This window comes from Secundilactobacillus oryzae JCM 18671 (assembly GCF_000740055.1).
GTDB classification, from domain to species: Bacteria; Bacillota; Bacilli; order Lactobacillales; family Lactobacillaceae; genus Secundilactobacillus; species Secundilactobacillus oryzae.
The window spans coordinates 16,733-28,227 of sequence record NZ_BBJM01000025.1 but is presented as its reverse complement, the minus strand read 5'-3'; the positions used below and the strand labels follow the sequence as shown (position 1 = coordinate 28,227).

The 11,495-nt window shown below is 44.5% G+C and carries 13 protein-coding genes; 7 read left to right on the top strand and 6 right to left on the bottom strand.

Translation table 11 applies throughout. From position 1 onward, the window contains the following. From LOSG293_RS10145 to thiD, 3 genes are all read right to left on the bottom strand, one after another. The coding region (locus LOSG293_RS10145; RefSeq protein WP_034528729.1) for an IS3 family transposase at nt 1-297 on the bottom strand (297 nt) is incomplete at its 3' end. 53 nt (nt 298-350) lie between these two features. Beyond that, on the bottom strand, nt 351-602 hold the full coding sequence (locus LOSG293_RS10140; RefSeq protein WP_002816285.1) for an IS3 family transposase: 252 nt from the start codon (nt 600-602) through the stop codon (nt 351-353). Between the two features lie 159 nt (nt 603-761). Next, on the bottom strand, nt 762-1,577 hold the full coding sequence (gene thiD, locus LOSG293_RS07300; protein WP_034528719.1) for a bifunctional hydroxymethylpyrimidine kinase/phosphomethylpyrimidine kinase: 816 nt from the start codon (nt 1,575-1,577) through the stop codon (nt 762-764). A gap of 167 nt (nt 1,578-1,744) precedes the next feature. On the opposite strand from thiD, the gene LOSG293_RS07295 reads away from it, so the two are divergent. Continuing rightward, nucleotides 1,745-2,890 carry a DUF998 domain-containing protein gene (locus LOSG293_RS07295; RefSeq protein ID WP_034528717.1) on the top strand — a complete coding sequence of 382 codons (1,146 nt, stop codon included), beginning with the start codon at nt 1,745-1,747 and terminating at the stop codon, nt 2,888-2,890. Between the two features lie 45 nt (nt 2,891-2,935). On the opposite strand, the gene LOSG293_RS07290 is transcribed toward LOSG293_RS07295, so the two are convergent. Next, nucleotides 2,936-3,604: a DUF421 domain-containing protein gene (locus tag LOSG293_RS07290; RefSeq protein WP_034528714.1), complete on the bottom strand. Its 669-nt coding sequence runs from the start codon at nt 3,602-3,604 to the stop codon at nt 2,936-2,938. Nucleotides 3,605-3,697: 93 nt separating this feature from the next. Next, nucleotides 3,698-4,633, bottom strand: a complete 936-nt coding sequence (locus LOSG293_RS07285; protein WP_034528711.1) for a helix-turn-helix transcriptional regulator — start codon at nt 4,631-4,633, stop codon at nt 3,698-3,700. A gap of 79 nt (nt 4,634-4,712) precedes the next feature. On the opposite strand from LOSG293_RS07285, the gene LOSG293_RS07280 reads away from it, so the two are divergent. Further along, a complete protein-coding gene (locus tag LOSG293_RS07280) occupies nt 4,713-5,354 on the top strand; it encodes an FMN-dependent NADH-azoreductase (protein WP_034528709.1) in 642 nt (213 codons plus the stop codon). Nucleotides 5,355-5,369: 15 nt separating this feature from the next. Here the strand turns inward: LOSG293_RS07280 and LOSG293_RS07275 are convergent, their stop codons facing one another. Beyond that, a complete protein-coding gene (locus LOSG293_RS07275; protein ID WP_051907254.1) occupies nt 5,370-5,630 on the bottom strand; it encodes a hypothetical protein in 261 nt (86 codons plus the stop codon). Between the two features lie 466 nt (nt 5,631-6,096). On the opposite strand from LOSG293_RS07275, the gene mmuM reads away from it, so the two are divergent. The 5 genes from mmuM (at nt 6,097) to LOSG293_RS07250 (ending at nt 11,437) form a co-directional block, all read left to right on the top strand. Continuing rightward, on the top strand, nt 6,097-7,056 hold the full coding sequence (mmuM, locus tag LOSG293_RS07270; RefSeq protein ID WP_051907253.1) for a homocysteine S-methyltransferase: 960 nt from the start codon (nt 6,097-6,099) through the stop codon (nt 7,054-7,056). Further along, nucleotides 7,053-7,688: an ECF-type riboflavin transporter substrate-binding protein gene (locus LOSG293_RS07265; RefSeq protein ID WP_051907252.1), complete on the top strand. Its 636-nt coding sequence runs from the start codon at nt 7,053-7,055 to the stop codon at nt 7,686-7,688. The genes mmuM and LOSG293_RS07265 overlap by 4 nt, the downstream gene beginning before the upstream one ends. Next, nucleotides 7,675-9,348 (top strand): ABC transporter ATP-binding protein, encoded by a 1,674-nt coding sequence (locus LOSG293_RS07260; protein WP_034528703.1) that lies wholly within the window; start codon nt 7,675-7,677, stop codon nt 9,346-9,348. Before LOSG293_RS07265 ends, LOSG293_RS07260 begins: the two co-directional genes overlap by 14 nt. Further along, on the top strand, nt 9,348-10,205 hold the full coding sequence (locus tag LOSG293_RS07255) for an energy-coupling factor transporter transmembrane component T family protein (RefSeq protein ID WP_051907251.1): 858 nt from the start codon (nt 9,348-9,350) through the stop codon (nt 10,203-10,205). The genes LOSG293_RS07260 and LOSG293_RS07255 overlap by 1 nt, the downstream gene beginning before the upstream one ends. Before the next feature lie 188 nt (nt 10,206-10,393). Continuing rightward, nucleotides 10,394-11,437, top strand: coding sequence for a zinc-dependent alcohol dehydrogenase family protein (locus LOSG293_RS07250; protein ID WP_034528701.1), 1,044 nt, complete (start codon nt 10,394-10,396; stop codon nt 11,435-11,437). The last annotated feature ends 58 nt before the right edge of the window (nt 11,438-11,495 follow it).

Sequence of the window (11,495 nt, the reverse complement as noted above, 5' to 3'; positions counted from 1 at the left end):
CCCAGTAATGGTTCGATTTTTAACCGCGCTTTCAAGGGTCTTTAAGACTAAATCAGTAGCCATCTTTTTTGAGAACGAATAGCCGATAATCCGTCGTGGACTGCACCGAAGCTGCAGTGGTTGAAGTTCCAGATTCAATTCATGGTGGATCTTCATAACACCGTATCGCTGCTTAAATTCCGCAAAGATCCGCAGAATCCGTTGTTTCAAGCCCGCATCTTCGGCCCGGCGTTTTAAAGGTTTGGGGGATCGATAACGATAATACTGAGCTCTGGAAATACCGAGGATTCGGCACATCTTGGTTACCTGGTGGTGATGGCTTTCTTGGTGAATGTAATCAAAGATATTGGTTACTTCTGCGCAAGGAAGCCCAGGGCTTTTTTTAGGATTTCGTTCTCCTCAGACAGCGAAGCCAGTCGCTTTTCCATCGCTTTGATTTCGTCTGGCGATTTACCGGATTGAGTTTTGGCCTGGCCCTGAATCCACTTATGAACTGTTGAATAGCCAATGCCATATTCTCTGGCCAGTTGGGCAGCTGATTCGCCTTGCTTATATAGGTTGATAATGTTTTGTTTGAATTCTTTGTCGTAACGAGTTGGCATGTAAAAATTCCTTCCTTTTGAGAGATGATTTATTCATTATACCCTCTCTTAAAAGTTGTCTCAGGAATCAGCTTACATCCACCATGTAAAAGAGCTGATTTCGAATTTGAAATCAGCTCTTTTTTTTGCCCGTTGAGTAAAATTTGTTAGCTCACTAACTTATTTAACTTGATCCATCGCAGCCCAATGGTTAATTGGGCCATACTTGTGACCAACTGCAATTTCGTTTGAAATGGCAGCGTGAACGAATGCTTTTGCAATTCGAATGGCTTGTTCCACGGAGTTCCCCTTGGCAATTTCGGCAGCGATAACTGCTGACAGGGTGTCGCCAGTCCCATTAACGCGTTCAGTATCCACAAACTTTTCGGTGAGCCAGAATGTGTCACCGTTTTCCAGCAAAATAAAGTCACTCACTTCAGCTTGGTTAGGGTCATCGTGACGGCCTTTAACCATCACGTTTTTAGCACCGAGCGCCTGAAGTTTAGCAGCGGCAGCTTGGATTGATTCAGGTGAGTCCAATGCTTCGTCAGTTAATTTTTGGGCTTCAAAGAAGTTGGGCGTAATAACGTCAGCTAACGGAATGAGGCGCTTCTTGAACGTTTCATAAGCTTCTTGTTCCAGTAACATAGCACCATGTTTGGTAATGATGACTGGGTCAACGACGAGGGGACCGAAAGTAGCCTTATCATAGTTATCAGCGACCACGTTAATCACTTCTGCATCAGCTAGCATCCCGGTTTTAGATGCCCGAATTTTAAAATCCTTTGCTAAAGCCTCAAATTGAGCCTTAATAAAATCGGCTGGCATCACGTGAGCCGCCTCGATACCGTATGAATTTCCAGCTACGGCAGCCGTAATTATCCCCATTCCATAGACACCGCGGGCGAAGAACCCGTGTAGATCAGCGGGCATTCCGGCACTTCCGTCAGAATCGTTTCCCGCAATGGTCAATGCTTGAATTTCGTCATTTACCATACTCTCACCTCATTTTAATTTATGGTGACTATTCTACCATGCTAGCGAGGAAGTGCCTAATTGACTTTACATCTGTGGTGAATGATATGTTGCTGACTGTAAAGGCTAACGGAGTAGGCGAGCCCTCTGTGGTAAAATGGTTGGAGTGACTTTAGAGGGAGCGTAAAATGAACGATCGCAAAATAATTGCATTACCTGATAATTTAAAAACACAATTAGGCGTTACAAGTGGTAGCAAAATAGAAGTTTTAACTGGGCATGGGGAAGCCCAAATTAAAGTAGCTAAAGAAGTACAATCGACTGGTTGGCGGTGGCTTTCACCGATCCTGACGTTCTTGACAACAGTTGGTTTTGTCGCCTATTTTTTGGTGCGCAATAGTTATCAAATCCCGTTATCTGGGAGTGAGTCTCTAACGACCTTGATTCTGACCCTCACAACGTTAGCCTGCTATATTAGTTTTGGAGCCAACTTGATTCATCTAAAGCGAAAGAAAGTGGCGACCATTGAAGCATTCACCTGGCGGAGTTTTCCAACGCTGACGATTGCGGCAGCTTTGATTTATTTTATGGTGATGTCGGGGCTGTTTTGGATTGGCGGGACCTTGTTCAAAGGCGCGACCTTTGATTTATTGACCTCGACGATTCTCTTTGCGGTAATTACCCAACTCTCCGTTCAGGTTGCGGGAAGTGTGGCTTCGATGCTTTCGCCACGGTTGCTGACGAATACATTTATCGTGGTTATTGCGGGTGGCGTCATTTTGGCGATGTTGAGTAATCAGAATCTGTACTGGTGGAAACGAAGTCTAAGCTTTCTAGGTACGACGCACGCCACGGATTCGTGGGAGTTTAATGCGGCCTTGATATTTGCGGGACTAATTTTAGTGGCCTTAATCGACTATTTATTTGTCTCGTTAAAACGGGTCTTCCCGGGCGATAAACGCTTACTCATTATGAGAATTTTGCTGACACTACTGGCAATCAATTTGGCTGCGGTAGGGCTTTTCCCAAATGATGACGCCTTGCATCTGATTCACGTGCGGGTTGCGGGTAACTTGGTTTACATCATTATTGCGTTGATTGTTGGTGTAAAGTGGTTGCTACCAAATATTACCAAGGAATTTCGCCAGATTTCGTGGCTGATGGCCGGCGGATTGGTCGCTACAGAGATTTTGTTCGAAATCGTGGGGTATCTTTCATTGACGGCATTTGAAATTTTGGCCTTCTTGTTAGCGTTTAGTTGGACAATCATGCTATTTGAACGGCTAAACGATTATTTGGAACCCTCGCAAATGGACATTTATGAAGTGAAATAAGAAAAAGCGATATGAACGAATTTTTCGTTCATACCGCTTTTTGCTTTATCCATCAATTCGGTAGACCTTACTCGTCACATCATTTTTAGTGACGACATAGAAGCCTTTTTCTTCTGACCATTCGACGTAGACCAAGTCATCAAGTGACTGATAGCCTTGATTCACCAGGTTTTCCTTTAGCCAGTCCGTGGTTAGGTTATGAGTTTCCAAAACGGGAACTTGGATTTGACCACGATCAACTAGCATTAGAGCGAGGACTTTATCTTCCTCGGATTTCACGACCAGGCTGACTTGCCCGGCATTTTCCAAAATAATGTGTTTAGCATTCTCCAGAGAAAAACATTGATGCTGCCGTGATAGCTCACGTAATTGTTCCAGCTCAATTTGGTTACGATTCAATTCTTTTAAATTAACGATACCATCTTTCACAAGTATGGACGGCTCGCCCTTTACCAACCGATTCACTGCCCGACTTTTTTGCACTACTTTTTCAACTAAGAAGATGAGGCAGGCCCAAACGGCAATACCAAAAAGAAGGTGCCCAACGTTGACGGTGTCATCGTAAACAGATTCTTCTAAAATCCCGCCTAGAACCAGCATGTACACCAAATCAAACGGGGTAATTTCTGACATTGATTTTTTTCCAAGTAAACGAACAACAACTAGTAAGGCAGCGAGTCCAATCGCTAGTTTTGTCGCAATGAGTACAAACATGGGCACCCTCCTTTTTACGGGACCAAAGATTCCTTTACTACTTAAATTGTAAAGGGATTGGGGGATGCAGACAAACAATAAGCAACAAACAGTTTACTTGTAGCGGTTCAGCATATTCTGTAACTCAGTCAAGTAGCTCTGTTTCAGCTGTTCAGGGAATTCGATGGTCACGTGTTTGCCTAAAGAGACCAGAAAGTGTGTCATATATGCTAACTCTTCCTGATTGTAACCACCAGTCATGTAGGGAATGCCGTTGATTGTCTCCAGCTTCATGTTAGGATAATGATTTTTTAAAAAGAGCTCTTTACCAAACGGGGTTAATCGACAACGAAACGGAATGTTGTGATAGGTGCTCTCGTAGTTAGTTTGAAGTTGCGTCAGGTCTTGACGACTAAATGGTGCAACAACAGTGTCGTCGATGCTGAGTTCTGTCATGTAGTCACATCGGTAAGTTCCCCAGCGTTGCATCGTTAAATTCCAGGCACTTGTGAACCAGATGCCATTTCGATAAAACAGCTCGTAAATTTGAAGCTGGATATTTTCAGTACCGTACTGTATGTATCGAGTGTGAACCACTTTTTCTTGGAGGATAGCGGTGAGGATTGATTTTAAAGCCATCGTATTATTGACGGGTGGCACATTGTAATAGTGGACTGCAGCCAGCATATCGGCAACAGTCCCTTTGCGTTCTGGTGATAAAGTGGTCATTAGTTTTTCTTCGATGCGGGTGTATGATTTTTCGAATGGTGTGTTAGAAATTAATTTTAGTGCATCTAGGGCAAAGAAGATTGCTTGAATCTCTTCATTATTAAAGTAAATTGGGATGAGTGGTAACTGGTTGATTAGCCTGTAGCCACCATGCCGCCCGGATTCTGCATAAAGTGCTAGACCTATCGATTCTAGTTCTTCAATGTCTCGCAGTGCGGTCCGTTTAGAAATGGCAAATTCTGTCATGAGATCTTTGAGCTGAAAGGCGTATTTGTCGCTCAAAAAAATCAACTCTTGATTCAACCGTTCCGACTTTTTCATTCGAACGCCTCCTAAAGGTGACATGTTTTGTCACCTTTTGATTTTAAACTAAGTCTATCAAATGAAAAGAGGACTTGAAATGAAAACTTTAATTATTAATGCACAGCCTGATTTTTTGAATGACACGCACTTTTCGGTTCGGCTACAACAGTTGTTTTTGAAACAATTTAGTGAACGCTTTCCAAACGAAGCGCCCGCTATCCTTAACTTGTACGATCATGAGATTCCACGGATTGAAACCGAACAACTGCTAGCAGTTTGGAATAAGCAACAGGCAGGGGATGAATTGACTGTTGATGAAGCTAAAATTGCTGAAACATCAAACCAGTTACTGAGCCAATTCAAAGCGCATCATCGGATTGTTATCGTGTCACCACTACACAATTTCAATGTTACTTCCCGCATGAAAGATTACATCGATAATATTTTGATTGCCCGGGAAACCTTTAAGTACACCGAAACAGGATCAGTGGGGTTGATGACTGATGATTACAAGGTACTGTTGCTTCAAGCTAGTGGCTCTATTTACACGAATCAAGATCGTTACACGCCACTGGAATTTTCACGTTTTTACTTGGAAAAAATGTTTGTAGAAATGATGGGCTTTGACAGCTTCGACATTGTGCGAGCGGAAGGTACGAATGTTCTTAGTGCGGATGCTGTTTGGCAGTCGGTACCCCAGCAGATGAAACTTGCTTTTAGTCAATTCTATGGTGAATAATCCTTAATACTGGCTTCACTGCCACGGTTTGGAACGCGATATGTCAAAAAAATCAGTCTTTTTAGGGACTGTGGCATCAGCGAGAGGCTGAAAGTCGGCCTGCATCACCAGGTACTTTCGATAGGGACCAAAGCTTAAGCGGTTGAACAGTTGCATCGCGTATTGATCTACAATGAAGATTTTGCGATTTAAGCCGTGAAGCATGATGGTATCTGCGGTTTCGTTGCTAATCCCCGGGAGTGCTATAAGTTCTTTTCGGAGTGTAGCCGTGCTCATTTCGTCATAATAAAATCACCCGCTTGTTGTCGCATTCACTTAATGTGTAGTACCAGGAAACTGTGGTAGCGGGAAAGAAGATTGGAATTTTTTTCAAAAGCTATTTGATATTTTCTCGGTCTGGTTGTATTATCATTAAAAATACATGAGAAAAATTAAAATGCAGTGAAGAGATGAGTATGCTCGGTGACGCCGCTTAAGAGAACCCGGTTGGTGCGAAAGGGTGCGGTTTAGCCAGCAGAATATGGTCTTGGATGCGTGTGATATTAAGCGAATGCGAGATATCAATGGGGACGCCCATTACAGCGTAAGGGTATGAACTTTTGGGAGTACCCTTTGAAAAATCCATTGTGAAGTGGATTTAAATCCAGGTGGTACCGCGAGAAGTCTCTTTCATCGTCCTGATACGTGCAAGTTAGCATGTATCAGGACTTTTTTTATGTATTTTTTTAGGAGGTGAGCATTGATGTCAGAAATTGAAACGTTAATCGCAAATGGTGAAGCCCTGGTTCTTGACGGAGCGTTAGGAACTGAATTAGAAAAATTGGGTGTGAACCAAAATCCCATCTTATGGTCAGCGGGAGCTTTAGTTGACCACCCTGACTTAGTGAAAAGCGTGCACTACGATTACTTAGAACATGGCGCCAACATTTTGATTGTCGACACCTATCAGGCGACCCGCGCTTCGTTTAAACGGGCTGGCTTTGATGCCCAGCAAGCCGATGATAACGTCCGTTTAGCGGTTCAACTGGCCAAAGAGGCTCGCGCTACTTTCTATGAGGCTCATCCAAATGATCATCAGCAAGTCTTTATCGCCGGTGACATCGGTCCTTATGGTGCGTACTTAACGGATGGCGCAGAATACCGCGGCGACTATCACTTGAGTGATGACGACTACTTTGAATTCCATTTCCACCGAATACAGGTCTTGATTGAATCGGGCGTCGATATTCTCGCTCTTGAAACGATTCCACGATTGGATGAAGCAGCGGTGTTGGTTGATATCCTAACCCATCGTTTTCCAGGGGTGCCAGCTTGGTTGTCCTTCAGTGCCGATGGCGATCACCTCGTCAGTGGTGAAAACCTATCGCAAGCCGCCCAACAATTTAGCAATATTGAGCAACTCGTTGCCTTGGGAATTAATTGCGGAGCGATTGAACAGGCAACGCTGGGATTAACGGCGCTTCGACAGGCAAGTACTAAGCCGTTGATCGTCTATCCCAATAACGGGGATGTATTCGACCTTAACTTACAAAAATGGACGCTGAATCAGTCCGGGAAACAGTTTAGTGATTATGTACCAGAATGGCTTGAAGCCGGTGCCCAAATCATCGGCGGTTGTTGTCGAACGACACCAGAAGATATTGGCGCAGTGGCAAACATTATTAGTCAAAATAAATTAATTGAAACGGGGAAAATCAAATGAGTGCAAATACAAAAAAGATTTCATTAAGCAGAATTTTATTAGGAACTTGGGACACTAAAACAATCGTGGCAATCGCCATTGGTGCAGCGCTATTCGGCGTTTTGATTGATTATGCGGGAATCCCCATCTATACGAACACAAAACTATCTGTGGCTCACCTAGTCGTCATTGTGGTGGGTGCCCTGTTTGGCCCACTATCAGCTGGATTGGTCGGCTTGTTCGGGAACTTCTTCGGTGACTTAATCGCCGGTTCAGGCTTCTGGCCAGATTGGTGGATTGGCAACTTCATCGTGAGCTACATCATCGGTTTATTACCGTTGTACGGGGCTAGAATTACGGAAGATATTTTCACTAAGAAGCAATCAGTTATCTTCGGTATTACCTCATTACTGGGAATTGCCGTATCGTTTGGTTTCATCTCACCATTCCTGAACACCCTGTTCTTTGGTGGTGAAGAAGCCATCAACTTTGCCCAAGGCTACACGGCCGTGATTGCGGATGGCTTGGTGGTTATTATCGTGGGAATCCCACTATTATTTGCCTTAGCAAAACGGTATACGAGACAGTCACACATTATTAGAGAAGAGCGGATTAACGATGGCCAATTAGCAACAGCCGATTATTCAGTTTAATAATTTTTCGTTTCGCTATAAAAATCAGGCGGAGCCAACCCTAAAACATATTAACTTGTCGATTAACAATGGTGAAAAGGTGTTGATACTGGGCCCAAGTGGCTCCGGCAAGACGACACTCATTCAGTGCCTGAACGGATTGATTCCGAACCAGTTTGCGGGAGAAATCACGGGTACCTCCACCGTTGCTGGTCATCCAGTTGGCGACAGTTCAGTGTTCGCACTGTCTAAAAAGGTGGGTACGGTGCTTCAGGATGCAGATGCGCAATTTGTGGGATTGAGTGTGGGCGAAGATATTGCGTTTTACCTGGAGAACCAGGCTATTGAGTTAGATGAAATAAAGCGTGATGTACTGAAGGCTGCCGAAAAGGTGGGGATTGCCTCGCAACTCGGGCAGTTGCCATTTAACTTGTCGGGCGGTCAAAAGCAAAAAGTCGCAGTAGCCGGCGTTTTACACGATGACAAACCTGTTATGGTGTTTGATGAACCACTTGCGGCGTTGGATCCCAAAATGGGCACCGATATGATTGACCTGATTGATCAAATTAATCAGCAACAAGGCAAAACGGTGATTATCATTGAACACCGTTTGGAGGAAGTACTTTACCGCCACGTTGACCGGATTATTCTGTTAGCTGAAGGGGCCATTGTTTCCGACACAACGCCGGATGACTTGCTACGTGGTAACTTATTGCAGCAGTATGGCATTCGCGAACCATTGTACTTACGGACTTTTAAAAAGGTGCTGGGCGGTTTGAAGCAGACCAATCATCTGACCAACGTCGAGGACCTTAACCTCACCGATGTTCAATCCGTTGCGTTAGATTTGGAGCGAACCGCAGTGCCGGAAGGGCCGGATGGAGACCCGATTATTAAGCTCAAAAAGGTAGAATTCAGCTACGACAATGATGATTTCATCCAAATTCCGGAGCTGACGATTCATCGCGGCGAACGAATCAGTTTGATTGGCGGTAATGGGACTGGTAAATCAACCTTGGCAAAACTGTTAACGGGCGTTTTGAGACCGCATCACGGGACCATTGAAATCGATGGAGTTGCAACTAAGAAGAAAACCATCCGGGAGATTGCGGAATCTGTGGCTTATGTGATGCAGGATCCGAACCAGATGATTGTGAAAAATACGGTTGAAGAGGAAGTCGGGTTAGCGCTGACGATTCGCGGGATTACCGGGGATGAGTATACGAACCGGGTCGACCGAGCGCTCAATGCTGCCGGGTTTTACCCAATGCGTCACTGGCCCATTTCGTCGTTGTCGTACGGTCAAAAGAAGCGTCTTTCCGTAGCGAGTCTGTTGGTTTTGAATCCTGAGGTACTCATCTTGGATGAACCTACTGCGGGTCAAGACCTCAAGCACTACCAGGAAATGATGACGTTCATCGATCAGTTGAACCAAACGTACGGCACTACAATTATCTTTATTACCCACGACATGCATTTGGCATTGGAATACACCGACCGAGCAATCGTGCTGGGTGCCGGACACATATTGGCGGATGATGATCCCTATAACGTTTTAGGTAACGATGCGTTGTGTCGGCAATCTCATTTACGACCAACCAGTATTTTCGAATTGGCCAAACGGCTTAATTTAGCACCGCGGGACTTAGTGAGTGCCACGATTCAAGGAGGCGGAAATTAATGAACACTGATGACTTTATCGTGACTTACTCGGCAGGTAGCCGAGGATTAGAACGATTAAATGGTGCCAGTAAAGTGGTCCTGTTGCTTTCTTCAATTCTATTAATTGTCGTCTCCTTTGACATTCGGATTCTGCTGGCCACTTCCATCATCAACTTAGGATTAGTGATTTCGTTGAAACCCAGATGGCGTAAAATCAAAGGCATTACGATTTTCGTGGTCGTGATGAACCTGATTAACGTGTTGCTGATGTATCTAGTGGCACCAAACATTGGGGCGCAGGGGATTGGCTCCTCAACGGTGTGGTTTCAGTTTAATAGTTTTTACATCGTGACGCCGGAAACGCTGTTCTATTTATTCATTCGGCTGTTGAAAATTTTTGATATGTTTTTAGCTAGTTTATGGTTCGTTTTGAGTACGACCCCCAGCCAACTAGCTGCTGGTCTGTATCACTTAGGCGTGCCATATAAGGTCTGCACCATTGTATCGTTGGGACTGAGATCCATTCCGGATATTCTGAGAAATTACCGCCAAGTTAACGAAGCAATGCAGATGCGGGGCGTTGAACTCGATGCTAAAAAAGCCTCAATTACCAAACGGTTGAAGCAGTCATTAACGGTTTTAATTCCATTAATCTTAACGTCATTCGAGCGGGTTGATGTGATTGCTAACGCGATGGATTTACGCTTGTATGGCATCGGTAAGCACCGTACTTACTACGCGGAGGAAAAGCCTAATCGGTTTGACCTTGCAATTCGCTTGTTCGCATTATTGCAGTTTGTCGGGTTGGTGGTGTACCTTTTCATCGCCATTAAAACCAATACGTTTGGGGCGTCACACGCGTGGTACCCGTTTTAATAAAACCAGTATCTCCAGTTAGGGGGTGCTAGTTTTTCGTTATATAATCGATTGTTTCGGTCTCTGCGACCACTGCTTAAGTCGCATGAGGACCGAGAGAATAGGAATTTTTTTGCTTGACCTAAAATCCACTTAAGGGTATATGATAGTTAGTGTAAAATCTAACAAGAAAATTTGGAGATGAAAAAATGAAAGCAACTGCCTTTATTGAACCTGGAAAAGTTGAAATTCATGAAGTCGCTAAGCCAGAAGTCCAACTCTCTGGAGATGCGATTATTAAAATTGTGAGAGCCTGCGTCTGTGGATCAGACTTATGGTTCTATCGTGGTATTCAAAAGATGGCTAAGGACTCACGGGTGGGTCACGAAGCCATCGGAATCGTTGAAGAAGTCGGCGATGAGGTTACAAATGTGAAGAAGGGTGACTTTGTCATCGTGCCATTTACCCATGGCTGTGGTCACTGTGCTGCTTGTTTAGCCGGTTTTGATGGTGATTGTATGAACGTTCCCGAAAACGTCAACAACGGCTACCAAGCTGAATACCTTCGTTATGTGAACGCTAACTGGGGCTTGGTTAAGGTGCCTGGCGATCCTAAGTCATACTCTGATGATCAATTGAAGTCACTCCTAACGTTGTCTGACGTTATGGCAACGGGTTACCACGCCGCTGTCACTGCCGAAGTTAAAGAAGGCGACACGGTTGTTGTCATGGGTGACGGTGCGGTTGGTCTTTGTGGTGTGATTTCTGCCAAGCTCCGCGGTGCTAAGCGTATTATTGCGATGAGTCGTCATGAAGATCGTCAAAAATTGGCTAAAGAATTTGGTGCTACTGATATCGTTGCCGAACGTGGTGATGACGCTGTGAAAAAGGTTATGGAATTAACTGATGGTGCCGGTGCAGATGCTATTCTTGAATGTGTTGGTAGTGAACAAGCAGTTGATACTGCCGTTAAGGTTGGTCGTCCTGGCGCCGTTGTGGGTCGCGTTGGAATTCCTCAAACGCCTGAAATGAACACGAACAACTTGTTCTTCCGTAACACTGGTTTACGTGGCGGAATTGCAGCCGTTACGACACATGACCGTGCCACTTTGTTAGACGCTGTTTTATCTGGCAAGATTAACCCAGGTAAGGTCTTCACACAGTCCTTTGATTTGGACCACATCCAAGATGCTTATGAAGCAATGGATGAACGGACAGCAATTAAGTCATTGTTGAAAGTTAGCGAAATTTAGAATATTTTATTAAGGAAACGACCTCGGGATATTTTCCTCATCCTCAGGTCGTTTTCAT

Excerpts from the sequence above, each read along its gene's own strand:
- LOSG293_RS07285 (WP_034528711.1), bottom strand. The coding sequence starts at position 4,633 with ATGAAAAAGTCGGAACGGTTGAATCAAGAGTTGATTTTTTTGAGCGAC.
- LOSG293_RS07275 (WP_051907254.1), bottom strand. The coding sequence starts at position 5,630 with ATGAGCACGGCTACACTCCGAAAAGAACTTATAGCACTCCCGGGGATT.
- LOSG293_RS07280 (WP_034528709.1), top strand. The coding sequence starts at position 4,713 with ATGAAAACTTTAATTATTAATGCACAGCCTGATTTTTTGAATGACACG.
- LOSG293_RS07295 (WP_034528717.1), top strand. The coding sequence starts at position 1,745 with ATGAACGATCGCAAAATAATTGCATTACCTGATAATTTAAAAACACAA.
- LOSG293_RS07250 (WP_034528701.1), top strand. The coding sequence starts at position 10,394 with ATGAAAGCAACTGCCTTTATTGAACCTGGAAAAGTTGAAATTCATGAA.
- LOSG293_RS07255 (WP_051907251.1), top strand. The coding sequence starts at position 9,348 with ATGAACACTGATGACTTTATCGTGACTTACTCGGCAGGTAGCCGAGGA.
- LOSG293_RS10140 (WP_002816285.1), bottom strand. The coding sequence starts at position 602 with ATGCCAACTCGTTACGACAAAGAATTCAAACAAAACATTATCAACCTA.
- thiD (WP_034528719.1), bottom strand. The coding sequence starts at position 1,577 with ATGGTAAATGACGAAATTCAAGCATTGACCATTGCGGGAAACGATTCT.
- LOSG293_RS07265 (WP_051907252.1), top strand. The coding sequence starts at position 7,053 with ATGAGTGCAAATACAAAAAAGATTTCATTAAGCAGAATTTTATTAGGA.
- LOSG293_RS07290 (WP_034528714.1), bottom strand. The coding sequence starts at position 3,604 with ATGTTTGTACTCATTGCGACAAAACTAGCGATTGGACTCGCTGCCTTA.
- mmuM (WP_051907253.1), top strand. The coding sequence starts at position 6,097 with ATGTCAGAAATTGAAACGTTAATCGCAAATGGTGAAGCCCTGGTTCTT.